The sequence below is a fragment of the Mesorhizobium sp. B2-7-2 genome, assembly GCF_006440775.1.
Lineage (GTDB): Bacteria > Pseudomonadota > Alphaproteobacteria > Rhizobiales > Rhizobiaceae > Mesorhizobium.
In genome coordinates, this window is the sequence record NZ_VFTZ01000032.1 from 1 (window position 1) to 25,619 (window position 25,619).

The following is a 25,619-nucleotide window of genomic DNA, read 5'->3' on the forward strand; positions in this document are numbered from 1 at the left end:
CCAGTTCCCCAGTTCCCCAGTTCTTCAATTCCCCAGTTCCTTTTTTCTCGCCTGCCGCGCCGTCGCCAGGGCTACGCCAAGGGTCGCGATCGCCATGCCGGCTATCTGCAGCAGATTGAGCTGTTCGTTGAAAAGCAGCCAGGCGATGACCGCCGTTACGGCCGGTACCAGGTAGAACAGCGAGGCGACCTTCGACATCTCACCGTCCCTGATCATCACCATCAACAGAAATATGGCGCCGATCGACAGCACCAGGACCAGCCAGGCCATGGCGAAGATCAATTCGCCATTGACGGTGACGGCGCGGGTCTCGAAGGCGAGCGAGCCCAGGATCATCACGGCGGAGCCGCCGACATACTGCCACATCGTCGCCGACACCAGATCGCCGCCGGAGGCATAGCGCTTCTGCCAGATGGTGCCGGCGCTCATGCCAAGCACGGAGACGAGCGAAGCCGTCAGTGTCGCCGGCGTGACGCCGCCCCCCAGCGCGCCCAGCTTCGGCCACAGCACGATGACGACGCCGAGAAGGCCGACGGCGAGGCCGGCCCAATGGCGCGGCAGGATCGCTTCGCCGAGGAACTTTCCGGCGAGCACGGCGGTGATCAACGGCTGCAGGCCGACAATCAAGGCCGATAGGCCGGCCGGCATGCCCCTGTGGATCGCCCAGAAGACGGCGCCGAGATAGACACCATGCATGAGGACGCCGGCCACCGTCGCGTGCAGCGCCTCTTCGCGCGTCGCCTTGCGCGAGCCAAGCAGAACGGTCAGCCCCGCGAACAGGGCCGCCGCGATCACGAAGCGGATGGCAAGGAAGGTAAAAGGTTCCGCCCAGGGCATGGCATAGCGCGCCCCAATGAAGCCGGTCGCCCACAGAACGACGAAGGAGGCGGGAATGAACCGCTTGATGCTCTGCATGGGGGAGGCTGCCGGGATGAACGGTTGATGACGCCAATTGCTCTAATGCCGTTCAATCCCGCAAGCAAAACGAAACGGTTGATCCATAAGCTAAGTTGAATTCATCAAACCGTGCCAACAGGGGCATGGCGCGTCGCCGCGCCATGGTGAGGCATGCCTTTGCATCTGGACACGACCTGGCTCTTGTTCGCCTTCGCGATCATCGCCGCCTTCGGCTTCTTCTTCGGCACGGCGCTCGACGCGATCATGAAGGAGAGCGGCTTCGGCCCGACAGGCAACACGCTGCTGTTCATCTTCGGCTTTTTCGTCGCGGTGGGGGTCGCAAACAAGCATGGCATCAGCCTGAGCGATCTCAAGCTGGCAGTGGCCTGCGGGCTGGGCGGCGCCTTTGTCTTCATCAGCGTGCTGGCGCTGATCAAGGCCGGGATGGCGCGCCTCTAGCCAGCTAAAAACCGACCGATCTTCTGACGTCCTGCGGCGACATGCCGGCCTCCCGGAGGGAGGCCAGGCCGGTGTCCTTGAAGCTCTTGGACAGTTTCCTGCCGTCCGCACCGAGGATCAGGCGGTGGTGGAAATAACGCGGCTGCGGCAGGCCGAGCAGTTGCTGCAGCAGGCGCTGCACCCCGGTCGCCGAATAGAGGTCCTGGCCGCGCACGACATGGCTGACACCCTGCAGCGCGTCGTCGACGACAACGGCGAGATGGTAACTGGTCGGGACGTCGCGGCGGGCGACGATGACGTCGCCCCAGGCCCGCGGTTGTGCTTCGATTGCTCGCGTCGCCGACATCGTCTCGTCGGTGAACTCCACCCATGACAAGCCGGCCGTGACGCGCGCCATTGCCGCCTCGACGTCGAGCCGCCAGGCGAAAGGCATGTTGTCCGCGATCCGCCGCTTGCGTTCCTTCACCGGCAAGTGCTTGTCGAGCGGCGGATAGAGCGGCACGCCGTCCGGATCGCGAGGCCAGTCGCGGCCGCCGGTCTCGGCGATGAAGGCGCGGATCTCGCCGCGACTCATGAAAGCGGGATAGACGAGTTCCTCGGCGATCAACCGGTCAAGCACCTCCCAGTATTCGGCGAAATGCTCGGACTGGCGACGCACCGGCTGCTCCCAACGCAATCCCAGCCATTCGAGGTCGCGAAAAATGCCGGTTTCGAATTCGGGCGTGCAGCGGGTGACATCGATATCCTCGATGCGCAGCAGCAGGCGCCCGCCGACCTGCGCCGCCATGCGCTGGTTGAGCAGCGCCGAGTAGGCATGGCCGAGATGCAATTCGCCATTGGGGCTCGGCGCGAAGCGGAATGTCAGGAGTGTCATATCTCGGGCGGTATTCGGGTTGAAAGGCGCTTCCGCCGGTTGCTAGTTAGCCATCAATTGCCATTTCGCGGGCGCCCTGGGAACAAGCAACGTGCAACGCATCGCCTCGCTGGACGACATTGCGACAGGGCTCGACGCGCTCTGCCGGATCGATCCGCGGCTGGCGACCGTGCGCGGCCGGGCGGGCGAAGTGCCGCTGCGGCTGTCGGAACCAGGGTTTGAAAGCCTCGCCTCCATTATCGTTTCACAGCAAGTTTCCCGCGCGAGTGCTGACGCTATCTTCGGGCGGCTGGTGAAGCTTGTCGATCCGCTGACGCCGCAGGCAATCCTTGCCGCCGGCGAAAAGGTTTTTCGCGAGGCCGGGCTGTCGCGACCGAAGCAGCGCGGGCTGCTCGCCGTCGCCGAAGCGGTGGCCGGCGGGCTGGATCTCGATCACCTGTGCACGCTGGACGCCGGCGAGGCGATCGCGGCGATGACGGCCGTGCCCGGCATCGGCCCATGGACGGCCGAATGCTACCTTTTGTTTGCCGCCGGCCACCCGGATGTGTTTCCCGCGCGCGACGTCGCTTTGCAGACGGCGGTCGGCCATGCGCTCGGCATCGACCCGCGCCCGCCGGAGAAAATGCTTATCCGGCTGGCCGAATCATGGAGCCCATGGCGGGGTGTCGCGTCGCGGCTTTTTTGGGCTTATTACCGGGAATTGAAGGGCAGGGATGCGGCGCCGACTGTCGAAATGGCCAAAAAAGCCTGAAAATCATGCGGTTTTGGCGATTTCGACGCACGACAATCCGCTTCACATCCCTGTCATGTCGGGCTTACAGTATCCGCGCCGTTCGGTTCTAGAAGCAAGGAGGCGAAGGACGTGACGGTTGCCGTATCTCCGGATGGGCTTCCCGCGCTGGTGCTGAACGCGGACTACCGTCCGCTCAGCTATTACCCCCTGTCGCTCTGGTCGTGGCAGGACGCCATCAAGGCTGTCTTCCTCGACCGGGTGAACATCGTCGCCGAATACGAGCACGCCGTCTCTTCGCCGACCTTCTCGATGAAGCTGCCGAGCGTGGTCAGCCTGAAAGCCTATGTTAAGCCGTCCAGGCATCCCGCCTTCACGCGCTTCAACGTGTTCCTGCGCGACCGCTTCCAGTGCCAGTATTGTGGAACGCCCGAGGACCTGACGTTCGACCATGTCATCCCCCGCCATCGCGGCGGAGCGACGACCTGGGAGAATGTCGTCGCCGCCTGCTCGCCCTGCAACCTTCGCAAGGGCGGCATGATGCCGGCCCAGGCCAAGATGTGGCCGTTGCAAAAACCCTATCAGCCGACCGTGCACGACCTGCACAACAACGGCCGCCTGTTCCCGCCCAACCATCTGCATGAAAGCTGGATGGATTATCTGTACTGGGATGTCGAACTGGAGCCTTAGAGTTCGGCACAAATTCGCCATGCTGGTCGCCTGCCGCAGCTTTCTGCGCTTCCGGTGCTCACGTACTTAAGTACGCTCCGCTCCGGTTCTCGAAAGCCGCGCCATCCGACTCAGCCTGCCGAATTTTTGCTCGAACTCTGCGTCGCGTTTCTCGATCAATTGGCTCAATCCCGCGCGAGCGCGCTGCGGAAGGCGACGGCGGCGAGGACGAGGCTGGCGATGGCGTTCCAGCCGGCGAGCGACAGGCCGAGGATGCGCAGCGCGGCCTTGTCGCAGGAGGGCGGCACGAATTTGTCGAGCGCGTCGAGCACGCCCTTGCCGCCGGTGTCGACCGGACCGGCGCCGGCGGTGCAGTCGGCCGGACCTTGCCACCATGCCCATTCGACGCCCGAATGATAGACGCCGAGATAGAGGCCGTAGAGCATCAGCAAGCCGCCGATCGCCAGCAGGCCGCGCGTCACCCAGGCGGGAGCGCGCAGCATCGAGGCGATCGCCGCCAGCAGCATCAGCGGCACGCCGATATAGTAGGGCGTGCGCTGCTCCAGGCAGAGATGGCAGGGGATATAGCCGCCGATATATTGGAAGGCGAGCGCCGAGCCGACCGTCGCGGCCATGGCGACGGCGAGAAACAGCGCCGCGCGCATGCGCTGGCGTCCGGTGTCGGCATTCATGGTCGCGGTCATCTATTGGATCCGTTGTTGCGTCGCTATCCGTGGGCGTATCTGACGAGGATATAGAGCAAAATCAGGGCAGCGGCGCCGGCGCCGACAATCAATCCCAAGCGCTTTTCGATGAACTCCCTGATCTCCTCGCCATAGCGGCGCAGCAGCCAGGCAAGCAGCAGGAAACGCGCGCCGCGCGCCACGATCGCCAGCCCGATGAAGAGCAACAGATTGACGCCGATGACGCCGGACAGGATCGTCACCACCTTGATCGGCGGCAGATGGGCCGCGCCCGAGGTGACCAGCATCAGGATGATGAAGCCGACGCCGGACGAAGCGCGCAACTGCTCGAACTCGTCATATTTGCCGTAGAATTCGAGCACCGGCTTGGCGACCGCCTCATAGGCATAGTGGCCGATGAACCAGCCGGCGACGCCGCCCAGAACCGAAGCGACCGTGGCGATCAGCGCATAGCGATAGGCGCGCTCGGGCTTGGATAGCGCCATCGGCAGGAACAGCACGTCGGCCGGCACCAGGAAGACCGAGCTTTCGACGAAGGCGATGAAGGCCAGCCACCATTCGGCCGATTTGCGCGCCGCCAGCGACAGGGTCCAGTCGTAAAGTCCGCGAAGCATCGGCTCTCCTAATGCGATTGACACAATTCCGGACGGAAAACCGCTGTGCTTTTCCTGGAATTACCTAATGCATGTCGCCCCAAACGACGCAGCGGTTTTCGGCCACCGGCACGCACGAAACAAGGACCCAAAGCGCCGCAGCCGCCATTATCGACCGGGCACGTTAAACATTCGCCTCTCTAAAAAGATTCCTGCGGCGCACAATGGCGGCGGTCCTTACAAGACCGCCGGATGCTGTTTGGCGAAGCGGCGCCGGTAAATCCGCAACAGGCCAGTTGACGAAAGGCCGTCCAACCGTATAGTCCGCGCCCATCCAGGCCGCCCGGCCTGAGCCCCTATGGCGGAATTGGTAGACGCGCTCGACTCAAAATCGAGTTCCGCAAGGAGTGCTGGTTCGATCCCGGCTAGGGGCACCACCCTTCGTTCTGCGAGCTTCGGGTGGCAGGCCATGCTTTACGAGCTTCGGATGGCAGGCCGTTCCCCCCAACGAGCTTCGGGTGGCAGGCCATCCAAGCAGCCTACCGCATATTCCCCGTATGCCCCTGCGAGTAGCGCCCCGGCTGCGGCCACACGGTGAGGCCATGCGGCTCGGCGCCGACGCGGATTTTCGTCACCGCGCCCCTGGTGGTGTCGATCATATAAACCTCGCTGTCGAAGCGGCCCGACAGCCATAGCTGCCTGCCGTCGGCGCTGACATTGCCCATGTCGGGGCTGCCGCCGCCGGGGATCGGCCATTGCACGACCACGGCGCGGGTGGCGAAATCGATCACAGTGACGCTGCCCGGGCCCTTGGCCTTGCCCTGCTCCATTTTGTGCGAGCCGCGGTTCGAGACATAGAGGCGCTTGCCGTCGCGGCTGACGACGAAACCGTGCGCGCCGATGCCGGTTGGGATGAAGCCGATTTCCCGAAAACTGTCGCCGTCGACCAGGAACACGCCGTCATTCATCATGTCGGCTACGTAGAAGACCTTGCCGTCGGGCGACAGGCGGATGTCCTGCGGCATGCCCATCCTGGAGAAGTCGAGGCGGCCGAGCAGCTTCTGGTTCTTCAGGTCGATCTTGGCCAGGCCGCCGTCGCCGTATTCGCAGGTGAAGATCGCGTAGGAGCCGTCGGCAGAGAAGTCGGCGTGGTTGATGCCGGGGCAGGTCGGCGTCGGCAGGCTCGATTTCAACGCCATGGTGTGCGGATCGCGGAAATCGAGCTGCTCCATCGCCTCGTCGACGACGATTGCCGCGCTGCCGTCCGGCATGAAATACAGATTGTAGGGGTCGTCGACCGGAATCTGCTGGCCGGGCCTGGCCGTCATCGGGTCGATCGGCGTTAGGCTGCCGTTCCTGCCGGTGCCGTTGTTGGCGACCCACAGCGTCTTCAAATCCCAGGACGGCACGACATGCTGCGGCTTGCTGCCGACCGGAAAGCGGCCGACCTCCTTCAAGGTGACGGTGTCGATCACCGAGACGGAGTTGGAGGAGCGGTTCGGCACATAGACGCGCGGCAGCGCGCCGGCCGTGGCGGGGCTCAGATGGCCGGCCGTGGTCTGGCCGTAGATGTTGACCGGAGGAGGCGGCGGATCGCTGCAATCCTCCGGGCAGGTATCGGCCACGGCTCGAGCCGGAAACGCGGCGAGCAGGACAAGCGGCGCGCAAAGGCGGGCGAAGCGCAGGACGATATCGATCATTTGAAGTGCTTTGTGGTGAAGGCAGGCCGGGTCCGGCCGCCGCAAGCCATAGCCGGTGTCTCGCCGCCCATCTAGCGCCTTTTCAGCAGGCTCCGCATGCGGTTGCGCAGGATGCGCGCCATGTTGCGGGTCTCGCGGTAGAGATGCAGTTGCGAGGCGGCCTGACGCGCCAGCCGGTCGGCGTCCGGCGTCAGCCCTATCACCAGCGTGCCCATCGGCTTGCGCTCGCTCCACAGACGGCTCATCACCGGATGGTCCGGAACCGCGCAGGAATCGGTCATGACGATGTTCGGGTCGTCGAGATGCTGTCTGGTCACCTCTATCATCAGCAGCGTGCCCGGCGAATAGGCGGAGAGCGCCTCGTCATAGGCCGTCTTCCAGGTATAGGCGACGCCGGCCTCGACGAAGACGACCAGGCAGGCGATGGTGCGGCCGTCGAGCGTCAGCAAATGGATGCGGCACATGTCCTGCTCGGCCAGCCTGTGCACGGCCTCGCGGGCGAACGCGGCGCGGTAGCGGTCGATCGCCATCGCGGTGCGCTCGCGGCCTTTCCAGCCGGCCGCTTCCAGCGTCAGGAAGCTTTCGATGGCGTGGCGGATCTCGTCCGGCCCGCGCGCCACGACGTGCTCCAGCTTGCCGAGCTCGGCGAGACGTCGCTTCAGGCGGCGGAATTCGCGATAGTGGTGCGCGCGCAGCGAAGCCTTGAGATAGTCCTCGCCGTCGGCATCGCTTTCCAGCACCGGCCGCTCGACCTTGCCGGTGGTCACCATGGTCAAGCCGCGGCTGTCGGCAAAGGAGGTGAGCAGGCTCGCCACCGGACCGTCGAGGCGCATATCGGGCAGCACGAAGACTTTTGGCAGCTTGAGATGCGGCCGCGATAGCATCGAGAAGAAATCCTCGATGACGCCGACCGGATCGTCGCGATCGACCAGCGGCGTGCCGAGCGGGCCGAACGGGCTCGACCATGTGCGCATCACCGGAACGCCGAGCGGGATCGCCGGCCGCTCGACCGAGAACGGCGCCAGAAGGCGCAGCCGGTTGCGATACTCGTCGCCATCGCGGATGACGGCCAGCCGCACCTCGCGGTCTTCCAGCCGCGGCATCGCCGGCGCCAGGAAGCGCGGGTTGAAGAAGACGTTCGGCTCGATCGTGCGGGCGCTGAGATAGTCGAGCTCCTCGACGAGGTCGAAGCCGGCCGAGGCCGGGTAGATGGCCAGCTTGCGCTCCGGCCTGTTGCTGGCGAAGAGCTCGATATGGGCGGGGTCGACCTCGCGCGCCAGGCCGGCAAGGTTCGAGACCATGGCGCCGGCGGGGCCGCCGCTGGTCTCTTCGAGCAACGGGACGGCGGCCATCAGGCGACTTCCTTGTTTGCTGGCACGAAGATCGCCATCACGATGCCGAGCTTGCGCCAGACGGTGAAGGAGAGTGCACCGGCCTCGAAGACCATGGCGAGGCTGGTGGCGATAGCCGCGCCCCAGAGGCCGAAGAGCGGAATGAGGATCACGTTGAGGCCGATGTTGAGCGCAAGCGTCATGGCATAGACGGCGGCGCAGATGTTCTGGTTGCCGCTCATGGTGAGCAGGCTTTCGCAGGGGCCGACGGCGGCGCGCGCCACGACGCCCAGCACCAGCAGGAAGAGCAGTGGGTAGCCGGCGGTGAATTCGGGGCCGAACAGCACCAGCATAGGCTCGCCCAGCGCCAGCACCATGAGCGCCATCAGCAGCGAGGGCCAGAAGGTCCAGGAGACGGTCTCGCGGGCGAAGGCGGCGAGCCGATGCGGCTCGCCATGGGTGAATTGCGCGTAGCGCTGTGCGACGCCGGCCTTGACCGCGAAATAAACGAAATGCACCAGCGCCAGCGTCTTCACCGTGGCGAAATAGACGGCGACGTCATTGGGATCGAGATAGGCGCCCACCATCAGCACGTCGGCATTGGTGAGCAGGAAGAAGAAGCCCTCGACGAGGAAGATCGGCAGCGAGACGAGGATCCACTGGCCGAAATGCACCGCCATCGGCCCGGCCGGTATCTTTTTCTCCATGCGCGAGGTGACGGCCATCAGCTGGCCGAGCGTGGTGACATAGGTCGCGGCGATGGAGGCGAAGATCGCGGTCTTGGCGTCGGGCACATAGTGCAGGCCAAGCATCAGCGCCATGAAAGCCAGGATCAGCACCGGCCGCACCAGATAGGTGGGCGACAGCGCCAGCAGCGCCCAGGAATTGGCGCGCGCCAGCCCTTGCAGGAGATCGCCGAGCGCGATCATCGGCAGGCAGATGACCCCGAGGATGAAGGGGATGACATAGTAGTTCTCGATCCAGTCCGAGGCGAGCCAGACGCCAAGCGCGCCGAGGCCTGCCACCAGCGTCGAGGCGACGAGCACGAACAGGCGGCTTGCCTGCACGATGCCGCGCAGCTCGGCCAGCATGCCGCGCTCGCGATATTCGGGAATGAAGCGGATGACCGAGGTGTGGAAGCCGAGGCAGGCGAGATTGCCGACGATGACCATCGTCACCCAGACCAGCACCGAGATGCCGTATTCGAACGAGCCCATCCAGCGTGCCATCAGCACCTGGCTGACAAAGGCGATCAAGGCGCTGACGATGCGGATGGAGAAGGCGATCAGCGACATGCGCCCGGCTTCGCCGCGCTCGTCGGCGGTGGACAGCACGGCGTCGATGCGGCCAAGCAACGGACGCATGCGCAGCGCCCAGCGCTGCGGCAGGAACCGCCCGGCAGTCGTCGCCGCGGAAAAGCGCACCCAGAACTCTCCGTTTTCCGCCTCTTTCCAAGGTTTTGGGTCTATCCGAAACACCTTAAGAAAGCGTGGGTGGGGTGCGGGCTTTTCCCGTCACTATATGGGAGGAGAAGGTGCCGGCAGGCGGATGAGGGGCAGCGCTGACTTTTGAAAGTTAACGTTGGATAAGCAGATCGGTTGAATGGTAGCGCCAACGTGCGGTTGCTGTCGAAAACAAATTCTGTTTTTCTCGCCCAGCAGTGGGGGAATGCGTGCAAGTCGAAGAATTTATCCATAGATGGACAGCGAGGGAAGGCGGCGCGGAGCGTGCCAACTACCAAATGTTCCTGTCCGAATTTTGCGACGTGATCGGTGTTCCACGCCCCGAACCTTCTGGCGCAGAACGCGAACACAACGATTATGTGTTCGAACGCGCGGTGCGCCGTCGCGCAAGCGACGAAATCGCGTCGTCCAAACGGATCGATCTCTACAAGAAAGGCTGCTTTATATTAGAGGCCAAGCAGTCGCGGTTGCCAGGGGCGAAGAACGCCATTCCGGCGCAAGGCGCGTTGTTCGCCGACGAGCCGGAGCAACTTGGCAAGCGCAGTGTCGCGCGCGGCTGGGACGTGATGATGCAGAACGCGCGTAAGCAGGCAGAAGAGTATGTCTATCTGCTCGATGCCAGCCATCCCGCGCCGCCCTTCATCATCGCTTGCGATGTCGGCAACGCATTCGAGATTTTCGCCGACTTCACTGGCACCGGCCGCGCCTATAGCCAGTTTCCTGATCGCAAGGGATTTCGCGTCTATCTGGACGATCTGAGGCATAAGGAAACGCGCGGGCTTTTCGTGCGTATCTGGACTGATCCCGCAAGTCTTGACCCGGCAAAGGAATCGGCTCGGGTTACGCGCGAGATTGCCAAGCGGCTGGCGGAAGTCAGCAAGGCACTGGAGAAGAATCATCCTGCGGAGGATGTGGCGCATTTTCTTATGCGCTGCATCTTCACCATGTTTGCGGAAGACGTGGATCTGTTGCCGAAGGGGTCGTTCACGGAGTTGCTGGAAGACTGCGTGAAATCGCCTTCGGCATTCGTGCCGCTGATCGAGGAACTGTGGGCGAAGATGGACGAGCCCGTGCAGGCAAAGCGCTTCTTCTCAGCGTTCCGTACCGAACTTCGCTATTTCAATGGCAATCTGTTCAAGAATGCCCGCGCTTTCCCACTCGGTCGCGAAGAAATCGGCGAACTGCTTCAAGCCGCAAAGGCGAAGTGGACGGAGGTCGATCCGGCGATCTTCGGCACTTTGCTCGAACAGGCCCTAGAGCCGGGTGAACGCAAGAAGCTTGGGGCCCATTACACGCCACGCTCCTACGTGCAGCGACTCGTCGAGGTGACTGTCATGGAGCCGCTACGCGACGACTGGCAGAAGGCGCTGACCAAGGCGGAGGCCGCCAAGGACGAACGCGATGACGCCAAGGCCATCCAAATTGTACGCGGCTTCCATCACCAGCTTTGCCTGACGCGGGTGCTGGACCCCGCCTGCGGCACCGGCAATTTCTTGTATGTCAGCCTTGAGCTGATGAAGAAACTGGAAGGCGACGTGTTGGAAACTCTGGCTCGGCTCGGGTTCAACGAAAGCCTTGGATTGGAGCGCGAGACCGTCGACCCGCATCAACTCCTCGGGCTGGAACTTAATCCGCGCGCAGCGGCAATCGCCGAACTGGTTGTTTGGATCGGATATTTGCAGCAGCACTATCGCACACGCACTGGACATCCGGCAGAACCGATCTTGCGGGCATTCAAGAATATCAATTTCGGCCGGCGCGAAGGCTACGACGCGGTTCTGACTTGGGAATGGGTATCCGGTGCCAAAGGTCGTTGAAAGGGATGGCCAGCGAGCCGAGACGTTCCCTAATGCACGACAGCCCGACTGGCCGGAGGCCGAGTTTATCGTGGGAAATCCGCCGTTCATTGGGAACAAGCGGATGAACAGCGTCCTAGGTTTGGGGTACGTCAAACAGCTACGGTTAATTTGGCCGGAAGTGTCAGAGGCTGCTGACTTCGTGATGTATTGGTGGTCAAAAGCAGCGGAATTGTCGGGTAAATCGAAAGTGCGTCGGTTTGGGTTGGTTACTACAAACTCAATAACCATGTCATTTAATCGAAGCGTCGTTGAAAAACACCTTTCCGCTAAGTGGCCTATTTCCATCGCCTATGCTGTGGCTGATCATCCTTGGATGGTGGGCGAGGGTGGCGCGGCGGTACGCGTGGCAATGACGGTGGTCGAAAAAGGGCTACGCGAAGGATGGGTGCAAAGCGTTAAAAATCCGAAGTCGGGTTTTGCCGACAGCGATGATCTACAGGCGCCTGTTCGTGGGTTCATAAATGGCTTCTTGCGGACTGGTGCGAAGTTAACTAATGCCAAGCCGATCTTGTCTAACGCAGGCTTATCTTTCATGGGTGTGATACCCGTCAGTCTCCGCTTTGTGCTTAGCGAATCTGAGCAGAAGTTATTCGATGTCAATCGAAAAGACTATGCTGCGATATTGAAGAATTACTTGGGAGGAAAGGATCTTTCAGAAAACCGTAAAACTCGTCTTATAATAGATTTTTTCAATCTGTCGGAATCGGAGGCACGACAAAAATTTCCGCGAGCATATCAACACGTTATGGAATTCGTTAAACCGTTTCGTGACAATGTCGCTCGCAAGAATCACCGGGACAATTGGTGGATATTTGGCGAAGCACGCCCAGGTATGCGCGCCGCGTTAGCGGGGTTAGACTATTTTATTGCGACCACAGAAACGTCAAAACATCGGTGGTTTACAAAGTTGCCAGCCACGATTCTTCCGGATCAAAAGATTCGGGTGATAGCAAGTGACAGCAACTTACTCCTAGCGGAGCTGAGTTCACGCTTCCATGTCCTCTGGGCAAACGCAATAGGCGGGCGCGTAGGAAAAGGCAATGACCCCGTTTACAACGGCACTATTTGCTTTGACCCATTTCCATTTCCCGATCCGTCACAAGATCTGAGGGATAGACTCGGAGAGGTGGGCCGGGAGCTTGACATGTTGCGCAAACGGGTAATGACCGAACATTCCGACCTAACTTTCACCGCATTGTACAACGTTCTGGAAAAGCTGAAGGCAGGCGAACGGCTGTCGGATAAAGATCAAGATGTGAAGCAACGCGGACTGGTACTGATCCTAAAAGATCTCCACGAGTCGATCGATCGGCTGGTGGCAGAAGCCTACGGTTGGCCTGCTGACCTTTCCGATGACCAAGTCCTCGAACGGCTGGTGTCGCTCAACGCCGAGCGAGCGAGGGAAGAGGCAGTCGGCCAAGTGCGCTGGCTCAGGCCTGAATATCAGATACCGCGCTTTGCCAAGGGAGCCGTGGCCAAGACGGCTGAACTGGATATCGGCGAAACCGTGGTGGCAATCGACGAGAGCAAGCCGGTGTTTCCGAAAGATCGCTACGAGCAGCCGTTGGCTGTGGAAGCCTTGCTTTCGGCAAGTGCCGTCACGCTCGACGCTGCTGCAATCTCTCGGGCATTCAAGGGTGGGGGCAAAAAAATCGAGCCGCGCGTATCGCAAGTGCTTCTCACGTTGGCGCGCTATGGTCGGGTGACGCGACTTCCCGACGGTAAATTCGCCGCACGCAAAGTGGCGTAAGGCGGGGGTAGAACAACATGGACGCAATCGTTCCGCCGTTCGCAGAGTTCTTCGTACCGGTTCTCAGGGCGCTGGACGTCCTCGGGGGCTCTGCTTCGATTGAAGAAATAGACGACAAGGCGGCCGTGCTCATGAATATCTCCGACGCGGCGCGGGCTGTGTTGGTTGGCGACGGGCCGAGATCGAGATTCGACTATCGCTGCGCCTGGGCGCGAAGCTGGCTGAAAAATGCCGGCCTCACCAACAATAGTGAGCGAGGAGTTTGGACCCTCACTGCGGAAGGTCGGGCCTCACTGTCTCTTGATCCGGAAGAGATCGTGCGGCGCGTGCGGCGAGCGGACGCGGTCTTGCGCAAAGCGAAGGCCAGTGTGGCCCCCGAACGCGTGGAGGCTGAAGCGGAAGCGGCAGAAATCTCCCTGAAGGATTGGCGCGAGCAGTTGCTCGACGTTCTCTTGGCATTAGATCCTGCGGCCTTCGAGCGGTTGTGCCAGCGGCTTCTTCGAGAGGCAGGCTTCGTCAAGGTCGAGGTGACTGGGAGAAGTGGCGACGGCGGCATCGATGGGACCGGTGTGCTGCGCGTAAACCTACTTTCATTTCACGTGCTTTTTCAGTGCAAGCGCTGGAAAGGATCGGTTGGTGCTGGTGTTGTTCGCGACTTCCGCGGCGCTATGGTCGGTCGCGCCGACAAGGGCCTGATAATCACCACCGGAACGTTTACAGCGGATGCGCGGCGCGAGGCTGTCCGCGACGGAGCGCCCGCTATCGATCTGATCGACGGCGACGGGCTTTGCGATCTCCTGAAAGAGCAGAAAATTGGCGTACGAGTGAAGATGGTCGAGGAAGTGATCGTGGATAAAGCCGCTTTCGAAGGAATCTAGGCAGCCTTCCCGCACAAATAGCCAATCGCAATCGCCGGCGCTGCCCCTCATCCGGCCCTTCGGGCCACCTTCTCCCCGTGAAACGGGGAGAAGGAAAAGGCGCTGCTTACATCCCCTGCATCGCGTCGCACGAGACGTTCGGGTTCATGTCGGCGAAGGCGCCGGTGGGGTTTTGCTTCCAGGCCCAGACATGTAGCTCGTAGAAGGGGCCGAGGCCGTAGCGGTTGGGCGCGGTGTTGAAGTTGAACAGGTGGCCTTCGAGCGAGGCCGGGCCCTTAGCGGTGATGTATTCGACCGCGATCAGCTTCAGCGTGCCGTCGGCCATCGGCTCGTACATCACGGCTTCCGGCTTGGCGACGTCGACGGCGTCGTCCTTCAGATAGGCGGCGTTGACGTAGTGGATGCCCATGGCGCCGCCGGTGAGGCCGCTGGCGCAGGGGATCGGCGCGTAGCCTTCGGCTTTTGCCACCGCGACATCCTCGAAGCGGCTGTCGAGCGCCCGCACCTTTTCGGCGAGCGGATTGACGATTTCGGCCGTGGCCGCGCCCGCCATCAGCATGATGATCGAGGCAGAAGCGCCGATAACGCATTTGACTAAGGTCTGAATGTTCATTTGTCTCTCCAATTGAGGCGCGCAAGCGGCAGCGGTCGGCCGGTAGGCCAACTCCGAACGCCGGCGGCGCCTGTCTGTAAAAGGGATGGCCGCTGATCCCGACCAGAGCGGTTCACCGAACGAACCGCTCCAAGTCTTTGCTTTGCGCAATTCCGGACGGAAACTGCTGCGCAGTCTTCCTGGAATTGCTGGGTGCGGGATCAGCTGTGATGCCACCAATATTCCCAGTATTCGCGCGGGTTTTCCCGCTCGTGCAGGCCGATGTCGCGTCTCAGGTAGTCGTCCTGCGGTGGCAGAAAGCGTCGCCGGTTTCGCAGCGGCGAAAGCAACGCCGACACAGCCCGTCGCATGAAGCCGCGCCATGACGGGACGACGTCCGCCGCGGCGGATACAGCCTCGTCCTCTGGCCCGGCGTCAGGTCCGCCGGCGACGGGTATGGTCTGCCCAACATGGTCTGCCCGATCAGCGATAAAAGTAGGGGTCGAGGACCCGGACCTCCGTGATCTTGTCGACGGGAAGCGAATTCTTCTGCGCGGTGCTGCGGATCGCCTCCGGCGACGGCGCATCGTAAATGCAGAAGCTCTTGCTCTTGTCCGGCGAGACGAAGGATTGCACCCAGGTGACGCCTTTCTCGGCATTGCGGGCGATGACGCCGCCCATCGCAGTTGCGCCGGCATCGTTCATCGGCACGTGAAGCCCATCGGGGAAGGTACGTTCAATCAGGTAACGAGGCACGATCGGTTTCCTTTCATTGGTGAATTGCGCTCGGTTCAAGCGCGACCCAGCAGAAATCACCTTCGCGGCAGGCGCGCATCGGAGCCATTCCCCATATTGGCCGGGACGAATCCCTATCTTTGCGACGTTTTATGTGGAAGATGGCACCTCAATGTGTGGAAAGTCACATTGTCGCGCCGTTTCCCATTCTATCGCGGCGGCGGTCCGCCACGATGGAAATTCGGATTTGGCGAGAGAGTGACAATGCTTCTGGAACGGCAGACGCAGCTGCAGCAAATGGATGCCTTGCTGGCGGATGCAACAGGCGGGCGCGGCCGCGTCGTGGCCCTGTCGGGAGAAGCCGGCGCCGGCAAGACGGCGCTGGCCGAGGCGTTCGCAAGCCGTTTGGGCAAGGGTCTGACCGTGCTTCGCAGCGCCTGCGAGGATCTCTCCATTCCCGATCCCCTGGGGCCGCTTTACGATCTGGCGCGCGAGGCGCAGTGGGAGCCGCCGCGCGCGATCGACGACCGCCAGGTGCAGCGGCTGCCCTTGTTTTCCGAGGCGCTCGACGTCTTCGAAGCGAAAGGTCCTTGCCTGCTCGTCATCGAGGACCTGCACTGGGCCGATGACGCGACGCTCGATTTCGTGCGTTTCCTCGGCCGGCGTATTGCAAACACGCACATCCTGCTTCTGATCACGGCGCGCACCGACCGGAGCGAAGGACAGGTGCGCGTGCGCCGGGCGCTTGGCGAGATACCGGCCGGCAACATCCATCGCATAGAAGTGCCGCTGCTTAGCGAAAGCGCGGTGCGCTCGCTCGCGGCGGCGGCCGAGCGCGACGGCGACGCGATCTACCGCGCAACGGCGGGCAACGCCTTCTTCGTCACCGAGCTGCTCGCCGCCACAGTCGATGGCGCGTTGCCGGCGAGCGTCCGCGACGCCGTGCTGGCGCGCGCCGAAAGATTGTCGCCCGGCGCCCGCTCGATGCTCGACGCGGTCTCGGTGTTTCCGCGCCGCGCCGACGCCTGGGCGCTGAGCGGCCTTTGCGGGATTGCCGCCGCCGGCCAGCTCGCCGAATGCGTCGCCAACGGCCTGCTCGAGGATTTCGGCGATGGCTATGCTTTCCGGCACGAGATCGCCCGCACGGCCATCGAGATGGCGCTGACGCCCAGCAAACGACGCGAGTACAATGAGCGCGCGCTGGCGGCGTTACGGGAAAATCCGCAAGTCGCCACCGCAAGGCTGGTGCATCATGCCGTGGAAGCGCAAAGCCTGGACGTGGTGCGCGAGCTGGCGCCGGTTGCCGCGCGCGAGGCATCCCGCGTCGGCGCGCATCGCGATGCGGCGGGCTATTACGAGGTCGCGCTGCGCTATGCGGATATCCTGCCGATCGAAAAGCGGGCGGAGCTCTACGAAGGGCATGCCTTCGAGTGCCACCTGATCGGCCGCGTCGAGGCGGCGATGGAAGCGCAGGGCCGGGCACGCCAGCTGCGCCAGGCGCTGGGCGACCGGCTCAAGGAAGGCGACAGCCTCAGATGCCTGTCGCGCTTTGCCTATCTGCTCGGCGATCGCGAGGCAGCGGACCGTTTCGGAGAGCAGGCCGTGGAGCTTCTGGAGACCGCGCCCGACAGTGCCGAGCTGGCGATGGCTTATTCGAACCTCTCGCAACTGGCGATGCTGGCCGAGCGGCTCGAGGACGCGCTTTCGCTCGGCGGCAAGGCGGTCGAGCTGGCGGAGCGGCTCAACCGGGCGGACATTCTATGTCATGCGCTGAACAATGTCGGCGCCGCCGGACAATGGCTGGATTTTGCCAAAGGGCGGCGCGATCTCGCCCGCAGCCTCGGGATTGCGCTGTCGGGCAACTATCAGGAGCATGCGGCGCGCGCCTTCACGAACTGCGCCTGCGTCGAGATGAACAGGCTCAACTTCAAGGAGGCGGCATCGTTCCTGGATCGCGGCATCGGCTATTGCGTCGAGAACGATCTCGCGACATGGCGCGACTATATGCGCGGCGTGCAGGCGCAGCTTTTGCTTCGCCGCGGTTTGTGGAACGACGCCGCGACAATGGCGCATGAGGTTGTCGACGACGACGCAACGACGCCGCTGGTGCGCTATCCGTCGCTGGTGGCGCTGGCACGATTGCGCATCCGCCGCGGCGACCCGTCGGCCGAGCCGATCGTCGAAGAGATGAGGCGGTTCCTGGACAAGGGCATGGAGCTGCAGCGCCTCGTGGCGTTTGTCCAGGTGCTGGCCGAATCGGCCTGGCTTGGACAAGCCGACAGGCAGGAAGCCTTGCGCCTGATCGCGATTGCCGAAAATCTCGCGCCGACGCCGGCCGTGTTCGGCGAACTTGCCACCTGGCGGGAACTGTTGTCGCCGGGATCCGAACCCGGCGACACGGAGGGCATGGCGGAGCCGCACCGCCTGCAACTGACGGGCGACTGGCGCGCCGCCGCCAAGCTATGGGCCGAAATGGGGGCGCCTTTCGAGCAGGCAATGGCCTTGCTGCTCGGCGACGAAGCGGCGCAGCGCGAGGCGCTCGCCATCTTCGAGGACCTTGGCGCGAGGGCGGTCGCGCAGCAGGCGCGCAGCCTTATGCGGGAAAGCGGCGTCAGTCACATCGCGAGAGGGCCGCGACAGGCGACGCGCGCCAACCAGGCCGGCCTCACGCAGCGCCAGATGGAAGTCCTGGAACTTCTCGAGCGAGGCTTTTCCAACAAGAAGATCGCCGCGCATCTGACCATTTCGCCCAAGACGGTCGATCACCACGTCTCGGCCGTGCTGGAGAAGCTGGAAGTCATCTCGCGCGGCGAGGCGGCGGCCGCGGCGCGCGCGTCGGGTCTGGTGTGAGGCTTGTTTTCTGCGCCTGAAGGAAACCGCCGGCCCCGGCGCTGCCCCTCATCCGCCCTTCGGGCACCAGCCGGCCCTTCGCTATCGCTCCGGGCGTTCGTCGTTCGAAAAGCCAAGCAATTGGCTTTTCGTTCCGCTACGCGGACCACTCCTCAACCCCGCAGAACGGGGAGAAGGAAATAGGCGTCAGGCGAACGTGCCGTGGCAGTGCTTGTACTTCTTGCCGGAGCCGCAGGGGCAGAGCTCGTTGCGGCCGACCTTGCCCCAGCTCGCGGGGTTCTTCGGATCGCGGTTTTCCGGCGCGACGACGGCGTTGTCCTGACGTACCAGAAGCGCGGTCTCGCCGCCCTGGAAATCATCCTCGCCGGTGGATCCGTCGATATGGCTGCCGAACATCTCGGGCGCTTCAGGCGGCGGCGCATCGGCCGCCTGGCGCACCAGCTCGACGCGCATCAGCTGCGCGGTGACGGCCTGCTCCAGATTGCCGAGCATGGCCTGGAACAGCTCGAAGGCCTCGCTCTTGTATTCCTGCAGCGGGTCGCGCTGGGCGTAGCCGCGGAAGCCGACGACCGAGCGCAGATGGTCGAGATTGACGATGTGCTCGCGCCACAGATGGTCGAGCGTCTGCAGCACCACCGAGCGTTCGACATAGTTCATCACATCGGGGCCGAAGCGGTCGGCGCGCTCCTTGGCGGCGGCGTTGGCGGCGGCCGTGATGCGCTCGCGAATGTCGTCCTCGGCGATGCCTTCTTCCTTGACCCATTCCTCGACCGGCAGGTCGAGGTTGAGGTACTGCGCCACTTCCTCCTTGAGGCCGGCGACGTTCCACTGCTCGGCATAGGCGTTTTCGGGGATGTTCTTGGCGACGATCTCCTCGATGACGCCTTCGCGCATCTCGGCAATGGTTTCGGCGAGACCTTCTCCGTCCATCAGCTCGATGCGCCGCTGGAACACCGCCTTGCGCTGGTCGTTGGCAACGTCGTCATATTTCAGGAGGTTCTTGCGGATGTCGAAGTTGCGCGCCTCGACCTTCTTTTGCGCTTTCTCGAGCGCCTTGTTGATCCAGGGATGGATGATCGCCTCGTCTTCCTTGAGGCCGAGCTTCTGCAGCATGCCGTCCATGCGCTCGGAGCCGAAGATGCGCATCAGGTCGTCCTGCAGCGACAGGAAGAATTTCGAGCGGCCGGGATCGCCCTGCCTTCCTGAACGACCTCTAAGCTGGTTGTCGATGCGGCGCGATTCGTGGCGTTCGGTAGCCAGAACATAGAGGCCGCCGGCGGCCAGCGCCTTTTCCTTCAGGCGTTCGACGTCGGCGTGGATTTCCCTTTCCCGCGCCTCGCGCTCCGGCCCGGCCGGCATGTCGCCCAGTTCCTCGGCGATGCGCATCTCGGCATTGCCGCCGAGCTTGATGTCGGTGCCGCGGCCGGCCATGTTGGTGGCGATGGTGATGGCGCCGGGCTTGCCGGCCTGGGCGACGATGGCCGCCTCGCGCTCGTGGTGACGGGCGTTCAGCACTTCGAAGTCCTTGAAGCCGTCCTTGCGCAGGCGCTCGGCCAGCTGCTCGGATTTCTCGATCGAGGTGGTGCCGACCAGCGTCGGCTGGCCTTTGGCGCTGGCTTCGCGGATTTCCCTGACGATCGCCTTGTACTTCTCCTCGACCGTCCGGTAGACCTCATCGTCCTCATCCTTGCGGATGACCGGCAGGTTGGTCGGGATTTCGGTGACCTCGAGGCCGTAGATGTTGCCGAATTCCTCCGCCTCGGTCAGCGCCGTGCCGGTCATGCCGGAGAGCTTCTTGTAGAGGCGGAAATAGTTCTGGAAGGTGACGGAGGCCAGCGTCTGGTTCTCCGGCTGGATCTGCACATGCTCCTTGGCCTCGAGCGCCTGGTGCAGGCCTTCCGAATAGCGGCGGCCCGGCATCATGCGGCCGGTGAACTCGTCGATGATGACGATCTCGCCGTTGCGCACGATGTAGTCCCTGTCCTTCTGGAACAACAGATGCGCCTTCAGCGCGTTGTTGACGTGATGGACGATGGCGACGTTCTCGACGTCGTAGAGCGACTCGCCTTTCAACAGGCCGGCGTCGCGCAGCATGTTTTCCAGCTTCTCGGTGCCGTCCTCGGTGAAGATCGTCGTCTTCTGCTTCTCGTCCACCTCATAGTCGGCCGGGCTGAGCTTCAGCATGAAGGCGTCGATGGTGTTGTACATTTCCGAGCGGTCTTCGAGCGGACCGGAAATGATCAGCGGCGTGCGCGCTTCGTCGACCAGGATGGAGTCGACCTCGTCGACGATGGCATAGGAATGGCCGCGCTGCACCATCTGCGCGCGCTCATACTTCATGTTGTCGCGCAGATAGTCGAAACCGAGCTCGTTGTTGGTGGCATAGGTGACGTCGGCGGCGTAGGCGACGCGCCGCTCCTCGTCGGACAGGCCGTGGACGATGACGCCGACGCTGAGGCCGAGAAACTTGTAGACCCGGCCCATCCATTCGGAGTCGCGGGTGGCGAGATAATCGTTGACGGTGACGACGTGGACGCCCTTGCCGGCAAGGGCGTTGAGATAGACCGGCAGAGTGGCCACCAGCGTCTTGCCCTCGCCGGTGCGCATCTCGGCGATGCCGCCATTGTGCAGCACCATGCCACCGATCAATTGCACGTCAAAGGGACGCATGCCAAGCACGCGGCGGGCCGCCTCGCGCACCGTGGCGAAGGCCGGAACCAAGAGATCGTCGAGCGCGGCGCCGTTGGCCAGATCCTGGCGGAACTTTTCCGTGCGCCCCGCAAGCTCGGCATCGGAAAGCGCCCGCATCTCGTTTTCCATGGCGTTGATGGCTTCGACCCTTGGCCGGGTCGACTTGACCCGGCGGTCGTTGGAAGAACCGAAAACCTTACGGGCGAGACCGCCGAGACTGACCATCCAATGGTCCTTTCGATAGCAATTTAGCCGTTTGCGACAGGCACCTGGCGGGCCCATCAAATCCGCGTGAGTGCGGACAAACGCAAAAAGCGCCCGGAAAACGGTTCTGGACGCCAAGTCGTTGGACAGATAAGAGGGGGCTCAATCGATGTCAACGCCGCGTTAGCCCTATCGGCAGCGCCAAATTCCGCCACAATTCGACTGATCTGGAACCCTTCCGCTCACGCGATCCTTATTGGCAATCCCCATTGGAGTTTATCTTGATGTCCCTGTCGATCCGCCGCGCCTCGCTCGCCAGCCTCGGTCTGGCCTTCGGGCTCTCGGCTCTTTGCCTGTCGCCGCTGATGGCGCAAGAGACCAAGCCCGCCCAGCCGGACGCCACGGCGCCCGCGGCTGCTCCGGTCGATCCCAATGCCGTGATCGCCACCGTCAATGGCGAGACGCTGACCGAGGCCGATCTTCGGCTCGCCGAAGGCGAACTGTCGCAGCAGTTCGCGCAACTGCCGCCTGAGCAGCGTCGCGCGGCGGCCCTCTCGGCGGCGATCGAAATCCGCGTCATGGCCAAGAAGGCCGTCGACAGCGGCCTCGACAAGGACGCCGACTTCCAGCGCCGCATGGCTTTCCTGCAGGCGCGAGCCCTGCACGGCGAGGTCGTCGAGAAGGAAGTGGTCGACAAGGTGACGGACGCCGAAGTGCGCGCCCGCTATGACCAGGAGATCGCCAACACGCCGCCGGTAAACGAAATCCATGCCCGTCACATCCTCGTGAAGACGAAAGAAGAGGCCGAGGCGATCATCAAGCAGCTCGATGGCGGCGCCGATTTCCAGAAGCTCGCCAACGAACACACCAGCGACCCGAGCGGCAAGACCAGCGGCGGCGATCTCGGCTGGTTCGGCCCGGGGCAGATGGTGCCGGAATTCGACAAGGCGGCCTTCGCGCTTGACGTCGGCAAATATTCGAAGGAGCCGGTGCAGTCGCAGTTCGGCTGGCACGTCATCAAGGTCGAGGACAAGCGCGCCAAGCAGCCGCCGGCCTTCGACGACGTCAAGGACCAGGCCAAGCAGGCGGTGATCCGCGACAAGTATTTCGCCATGGTCAAGGAGCTGCGCGCGGCCGCCAAGGTCGATATTCCGGACGAGAAGCTCAAGAAGGATGTCGACACGCTGGAAGCCGGCAAGTAGTGCGCTTGCGGCTGGATGTTTTGAAAGGGCGCCTTCGGGCGCCCTTTTAGCATTCGGGGGTCAAGCGTTCATTATGCCCCGCGTGATGTAGCGTATGGCGGCGCGGATCGCCGCCGCGTCCTCGTCGAGCCGTTCGGTCAAAAGATGCCGCCAGGCGAAGGAAGCGACCAGGTCAGCGACGATCCCGGCATCGACGTTGGCCGCCACCTCGCCGCGCGCCTTGGCGCGCTCGATCATCCGGCCGGTATGGCTGCGGCGTCCTTTTGAATATTCGGCAAGCGCGGCCGCGGCCGTCTCGTCCGACTGCGCCTCTGCTATCAGCGAGCGGAAGATGTTGCCCGACGGGGTGTCGCGCCAATGCGCGAACAGGTTCTCGAGGAAGCCGGCCAGATCGTCTTCGACGTTTCCGGTGTCGGGCGTCTCGACGCGCTTCTGCCGCTGGTAGACCTCGATCAGCAGGGCCGCCTTGCTCGGCCACCAGCGATATATGGTCGGCTTTCCCGCCCGCGCCCGCCGGGCGACGGCCTCGATCGAGAAGCCGGCATAGCCCGCCTCGCGCAACACCGCCTCGGCGGCGTTGAGGATGGCATCGGCGCTCTCGGGACTGCGTTTTGCGCCGATCGACTTGCGCCCGCGAGCGGCGGCTTCGCCCATCGAGGTCTTCCTTGGCCGGTGAATCTGCAGCCGATCATATTGGCTTCGGCGACGAAACGAAACGACGTGTTTCCAATTGCAAGGCCGCCGGCCAAGCCGGGAAGGCGCGGCCAGAACGCCTCTTGCGCCGGCGCGCGCTATCGGGCAAACCGGCTTCCTTCCTTTCGTGTTCTTGCCGCTCCGGGATACCGATGTCTGCTACGATTTCGCCGCTCGCACCGAAGAAATATCCGAAGATGCCGGTCATCGAGGGTGTGCGCATCGCGACCGCCGAAGCCGGTATCAAGTACCGCAACAGAACCGACCTGCTGGCCATGGCCTTCGATCCGGGCACGGCTGTCGCCGGCGTGTTCACCAGGTCGAAATGCCCGTCGGCGCCGGTCGACTTCTGCCGTCAGAACCTGCCCGCCGGCAAGGCGCGTGTCCTGGTGGTCAATTCCGGCAATGCCAACGCCTTCACCGGCAAGAAGGGCCAGGCTTCGACCGCGCTGACCGGCGAGGCGGCGGCGAAGGCCGCCGGATGCTCCGAGAGCGAGGTGTTCCTGGCCTCGACCGGCGTGATCGGCGAGCCGCTTGACACGACCAGATTCAGCCATCTGCTCGCCGGCCTGGTCAAGGACGGCAGGCCGGATCAGTGGACCGAGGCGGCCAAGGCGATCATGACCACGGACACCTATCCGAAGGTGGCGACGGCAACGGTCAAGCTCGGCGACACCGACGTCACCATCAACGGCATCGCCAAGGGCGCCGGCATGATCGCGCCCGACATGGCGACGATGCTCTCTTTCATCGCCACCGACGCGCCGATCGCCGCCCCCGTGCTGCAGGACCTGCTGTCGCGCGGCACGGCCAAGACCTTCAATGCGGTGACCGTCGACAGCGACACCTCGACCAGCGACACGCTGCTCTTCTTCGCCACCGGCAAGGCCGCGGCGCGCGGCGCGCCGGTAATCGGCGATCCCAAGGACGCGCGGCTCGGCGCCTTCCGCCGGGCGCTCGGCAAGGTGCTGAAGTCGCTGGCGCTGCAGGTGGTGCGCGACGGCGAGGGCGCACGCAAGCAGGTCGAGGTCACCGTCACCGGCGCGAAGTCCGCCCGCTCGGCCAAGCGCATCGCGCTGTCGATCGCCAACTCGCCGCTGGTCAAGACGGCCGTCGCCGGCGAAGACGCCAATTGGGGCCGCGTGGTCATGGCCGTCGGCAAGGCCGGCGAGCCGGCCGATCGCGACCGGCTGTCGATCTGGTTCGGCGACAACCGCCTGGCGCATGAGGGCGAGCGCGACCCGGCGTATTCGGAGGAAGCGACCTCGGCCTATATGAAGCGCGACGATATCCGCATCCGCGCCGATCTCGGCATCGGCCGCGGCAAGGCGACGGTGTGGACCTGCGACCTCACCAAGGAATATGTCGCCATCAATGGCGATTACCGGAGCTGATGGCGCCGGTGTCGAGGCATCCGGCAAGCGTGCTCGCGGTCGTGCGTCGCTACGAGGCGGCGGGTTTTCGCGCCTGGCCGGCGGCCGCCGTCCATTATGACGGGACCTGGGTGGTGCGGCTGACCGCAGGTCTCCCCGCCAAGCGCCTCAACTCGGTCAATCCGCTCGATCCGGGCGACACCCACGCCATCGAAGAGCGCATCGGCCGCGCCGCAAGACGCTTCGACGCCTATGGCCGGCCGCTGACCTTTCGCATGTCGCCGCTGTCGGGGCAGGTGTTGTCCACGCATCTCGACAAGGCCGGCTGGAACATGTTCGACGAATCCCTGGTGATGCGGCTGCCGCTGAAGGAGGTCGAGCTTGGCGCGGCCATGGACCAGATTCCGCTCAAGGACATCAGCCGTTTCATCGGCGCCTCGCTGAGGACGAGCGGCTCGGACGCCTCGCTGCGGCCCGGCCTGTCCGAGGTCATCGGCGCCATCCAGCCGGAAGCGGGGCTGTTCGCGCTCGAGGACGGCAACGAGCCGCTGGCGACGCTGATCTGCGTTCATGACGGCGATCTCGCGGGTCTGTTCGAGGTCGCTACCGAAAAGTCGGCGCGCAAGAAGGGCCATGGCCGCAATCTCATCCTGTCGGCGCTGAAATGGGCAAGGCTGCGCGGCGCGCGTGAGGCCTGGCTGCAGGTCGAGGCCGGCAATGCGCCGGCGCTCTCGCTCTACCGGTCGCTCGGCTTCGAGGAAGTCTATCGCTACCACTATCGACGGCCGCCGGGCGCATGAGCGAGGTCAAACCGGCCGGAAAGCGACTGCTGCTGGTCGCCGCCTGCGCGCTGGTCGATACTGACCGGCGCGTGCTTCTGGCGCAGCGCCCGGAAGGCAAGCAGCTTGCCGGCCTGTGGGAGTTTCCAGGCGGCAAGGTCGAGCCCGGCGAGACGCCGGAGGCGTGCCTGGTCCGCGAGCTGCATGAGGAACTCGGCATCGAAACCGAGATTCCGTGCCTGGCGCCGCTCACTTTCGCCAGCCATTCCTATGACGATTTCCATCTCCTGATGCCGCTTTATGTCTGCCGCCGCTTTCGCGGGATCGCGCAGCCCAGGGAAGGACAAGGGCTCAAATGGGTCAGACCGCGGCAGATGCGCGACTATCCGATGCCGCCGGCCGACGCGCCGCTGATCCAGTTCCTCATCGATCTTTTGTAGTTTCGCGCCGACCTGGCAGCAGGTCACCGTTTCCGGACGGCGGAGGGTTTCCGCACGTTTCCGGGAGTTGGTTTAGTCAGCGTTAATGGAAGATTTATCTCGACGTGAAAAATTGCGCGAGGCCGTTTCGCGCGGCGATATCGTCGATGACTG

Annotated in this window: 22 protein-coding genes and 1 tRNA gene; 12 read left to right on the forward strand and 11 right to left on the reverse strand. The window is 63.5% G+C overall.

Going from position 1 to position 25,619, the window contains the following annotated elements:
- Positions 1-24: 24 nt before the first annotated feature.
- Positions 25-915 (reverse strand): DMT family transporter, encoded by an 891-nt coding sequence (locus tag FJ425_RS28320; RefSeq protein ID WP_140632847.1) that lies wholly within the window; start codon positions 913-915, stop codon positions 25-27.
- 153 nt (positions 916-1,068) lie between these two features.
- On the opposite strand from FJ425_RS28320, the gene FJ425_RS28325 reads away from it, so the two are divergent.
- On the forward strand, positions 1,069-1,356 hold the full coding sequence (locus FJ425_RS28325; RefSeq protein ID WP_140632844.1) for a hypothetical protein: 288 nt from the start codon (positions 1,069-1,071) through the stop codon (positions 1,354-1,356).
- 4 nt (positions 1,357-1,360) lie between these two features.
- On the opposite strand, the gene gluQRS is transcribed toward FJ425_RS28325, so the two are convergent.
- A complete protein-coding gene (gluQRS, locus tag FJ425_RS28330; protein WP_140632841.1) occupies positions 1,361-2,230 on the reverse strand; it encodes a tRNA glutamyl-Q(34) synthetase GluQRS in 870 nt (289 codons plus the stop codon).
- 91 nt (positions 2,231-2,321) lie between these two features.
- Between gluQRS and FJ425_RS28335 the strand changes: the two genes are divergently transcribed.
- Positions 2,322-2,981 carry a DNA-3-methyladenine glycosylase gene (locus FJ425_RS28335; protein ID WP_140632838.1) on the forward strand — a complete coding sequence of 220 codons (660 nt, stop codon included), beginning with the start codon at positions 2,322-2,324 and terminating at the stop codon, positions 2,979-2,981.
- A gap of 111 nt (positions 2,982-3,092) precedes the next feature.
- Entirely contained in the window at positions 3,093-3,650 is a 558-nt protein-coding gene (locus FJ425_RS28340) for an HNH endonuclease (RefSeq protein ID WP_027167440.1), read from the forward strand.
- Positions 3,651-3,814: 164 nt separating this feature from the next.
- On the opposite strand, the gene FJ425_RS28345 is transcribed toward FJ425_RS28340, so the two are convergent.
- A complete protein-coding gene (locus tag FJ425_RS28345) occupies positions 3,815-4,333 on the reverse strand; it encodes a disulfide bond formation protein B (RefSeq protein WP_140632836.1) in 519 nt (172 codons plus the stop codon).
- A 23-nt stretch (positions 4,334-4,356) separates the two neighbouring features.
- Complete coding sequence (locus FJ425_RS28350; RefSeq protein ID WP_140727505.1) at positions 4,357-4,947, reverse strand: YqaA family protein; 591 nt, start codon at positions 4,945-4,947, stop codon at positions 4,357-4,359.
- A gap of 331 nt (positions 4,948-5,278) precedes the next feature.
- Between FJ425_RS28350 and FJ425_RS28355 the strand changes: the two genes are divergently transcribed.
- Positions 5,279-5,363 (forward strand) — tRNA-Leu (locus FJ425_RS28355).
- Between the two features lie 102 nt (positions 5,364-5,465).
- On the opposite strand, the gene FJ425_RS28360 is transcribed toward FJ425_RS28355, so the two are convergent.
- The 3 genes from FJ425_RS28360 to FJ425_RS28370 all read right to left on the reverse strand — a co-directional run bounded on the left by FJ425_RS28360 (position 5,466) and on the right by FJ425_RS28370 (position 9,381).
- Positions 5,466-6,626 (reverse strand): YncE family protein, encoded by a 1,161-nt coding sequence (locus tag FJ425_RS28360; protein ID WP_140727507.1) that lies wholly within the window; start codon positions 6,624-6,626, stop codon positions 5,466-5,468.
- Between the two features lie 71 nt (positions 6,627-6,697).
- Positions 6,698-7,978, reverse strand: coding sequence for a GNAT family N-acetyltransferase (locus FJ425_RS28365; protein WP_140727509.1), 1,281 nt, complete (start codon positions 7,976-7,978; stop codon positions 6,698-6,700).
- Positions 7,978-9,381: a lipopolysaccharide biosynthesis protein gene (locus FJ425_RS28370; RefSeq protein WP_140727511.1), complete on the reverse strand. Its 1,404-nt coding sequence runs from the start codon at positions 9,379-9,381 to the stop codon at positions 7,978-7,980. Before FJ425_RS28370 ends, FJ425_RS28365 begins: the two co-directional genes overlap by 1 nt.
- Positions 9,382-9,629: 248 nt before the next feature.
- On the opposite strand from FJ425_RS28370, the gene FJ425_RS32505 reads away from it, so the two are divergent.
- From FJ425_RS32505 to FJ425_RS28380, 3 genes are all read left to right on the forward strand, one after another.
- Entirely contained in the window at positions 9,630-11,237 is a 1,608-nt protein-coding gene (locus FJ425_RS32505) for a type IIL restriction-modification enzyme MmeI (protein WP_348643171.1), read from the forward strand.
- A gap of 103 nt (positions 11,238-11,340) precedes the next feature.
- Positions 11,341-13,029, forward strand: a complete 1,689-nt coding sequence (locus tag FJ425_RS32510) for a type IIL restriction-modification enzyme MmeI (RefSeq protein WP_348643172.1) — start codon at positions 11,341-11,343, stop codon at positions 13,027-13,029.
- Between the two features lie 17 nt (positions 13,030-13,046).
- A complete protein-coding gene (locus tag FJ425_RS28380) occupies positions 13,047-13,907 on the forward strand; it encodes a restriction endonuclease (protein ID WP_140727513.1) in 861 nt (286 codons plus the stop codon).
- 106 nt (positions 13,908-14,013) lie between these two features.
- On the opposite strand, the gene FJ425_RS28385 is transcribed toward FJ425_RS28380, so the two are convergent.
- Positions 14,014-14,466 (reverse strand): hypothetical protein, encoded by a 453-nt coding sequence (locus FJ425_RS28385; protein ID WP_246678049.1) that lies wholly within the window; start codon positions 14,464-14,466, stop codon positions 14,014-14,016.
- A gap of 516 nt (positions 14,467-14,982) precedes the next feature.
- Positions 14,983-15,255, reverse strand: a complete 273-nt coding sequence (locus FJ425_RS28390) for a DUF4242 domain-containing protein (protein WP_095767571.1) — start codon at positions 15,253-15,255, stop codon at positions 14,983-14,985.
- Between the two features lie 243 nt (positions 15,256-15,498).
- On the opposite strand from FJ425_RS28390, the gene FJ425_RS28395 reads away from it, so the two are divergent.
- Positions 15,499-18,084, forward strand: a complete 2,586-nt coding sequence (locus FJ425_RS28395; protein ID WP_140727516.1) for a LuxR family transcriptional regulator — start codon at positions 15,499-15,501, stop codon at positions 18,082-18,084.
- Between the two features lie 186 nt (positions 18,085-18,270).
- Here FJ425_RS28395 and secA read toward each other — a convergent pair whose 3' ends face one another.
- Positions 18,271-21,000 carry a preprotein translocase subunit SecA gene (gene secA, locus FJ425_RS28400; RefSeq protein WP_140727518.1) on the reverse strand — a complete coding sequence of 910 codons (2,730 nt, stop codon included), beginning with the start codon at positions 20,998-21,000 and terminating at the stop codon, positions 18,271-18,273.
- 263 nt (positions 21,001-21,263) lie between these two features.
- On the opposite strand from secA, the gene FJ425_RS28405 reads away from it, so the two are divergent.
- Positions 21,264-22,181 carry a peptidylprolyl isomerase gene (locus FJ425_RS28405; RefSeq protein WP_140727520.1) on the forward strand — a complete coding sequence of 306 codons (918 nt, stop codon included), beginning with the start codon at positions 21,264-21,266 and terminating at the stop codon, positions 22,179-22,181.
- A gap of 60 nt (positions 22,182-22,241) precedes the next feature.
- On the opposite strand, the gene FJ425_RS28410 is transcribed toward FJ425_RS28405, so the two are convergent.
- Positions 22,242-22,835, reverse strand: coding sequence for a TetR/AcrR family transcriptional regulator (locus FJ425_RS28410; protein ID WP_140727521.1), 594 nt, complete (start codon positions 22,833-22,835; stop codon positions 22,242-22,244).
- A 191-nt stretch (positions 22,836-23,026) separates the two neighbouring features.
- Here FJ425_RS28410 and argJ point away from each other — a divergent pair, with 191 nt between their 5' ends.
- Genes argJ through FJ425_RS28425 form a run of 3 tightly spaced genes read left to right on the forward strand, consistent with a single transcriptional unit; the run spans position 23,027 to position 25,466 of the window.
- Positions 23,027-24,268: a bifunctional glutamate N-acetyltransferase/amino-acid acetyltransferase ArgJ gene (gene argJ, locus FJ425_RS28415; protein ID WP_140727523.1), complete on the forward strand. Its 1,242-nt coding sequence runs from the start codon at positions 23,027-23,029 to the stop codon at positions 24,266-24,268.
- Positions 24,268-25,047, forward strand: coding sequence for a GNAT family N-acetyltransferase (locus FJ425_RS28420; RefSeq protein ID WP_181170685.1), 780 nt, complete (start codon positions 24,268-24,270; stop codon positions 25,045-25,047). Before argJ ends, FJ425_RS28420 begins: the two co-directional genes overlap by 1 nt.
- Positions 25,044-25,466 carry a (deoxy)nucleoside triphosphate pyrophosphohydrolase gene (locus FJ425_RS28425; protein ID WP_140543571.1) on the forward strand — a complete coding sequence of 141 codons (423 nt, stop codon included), beginning with the start codon at positions 25,044-25,046 and terminating at the stop codon, positions 25,464-25,466. The genes FJ425_RS28420 and FJ425_RS28425 overlap by 4 nt, the downstream gene beginning before the upstream one ends.
- Positions 25,467-25,619 lie beyond the last annotated feature (153 nt).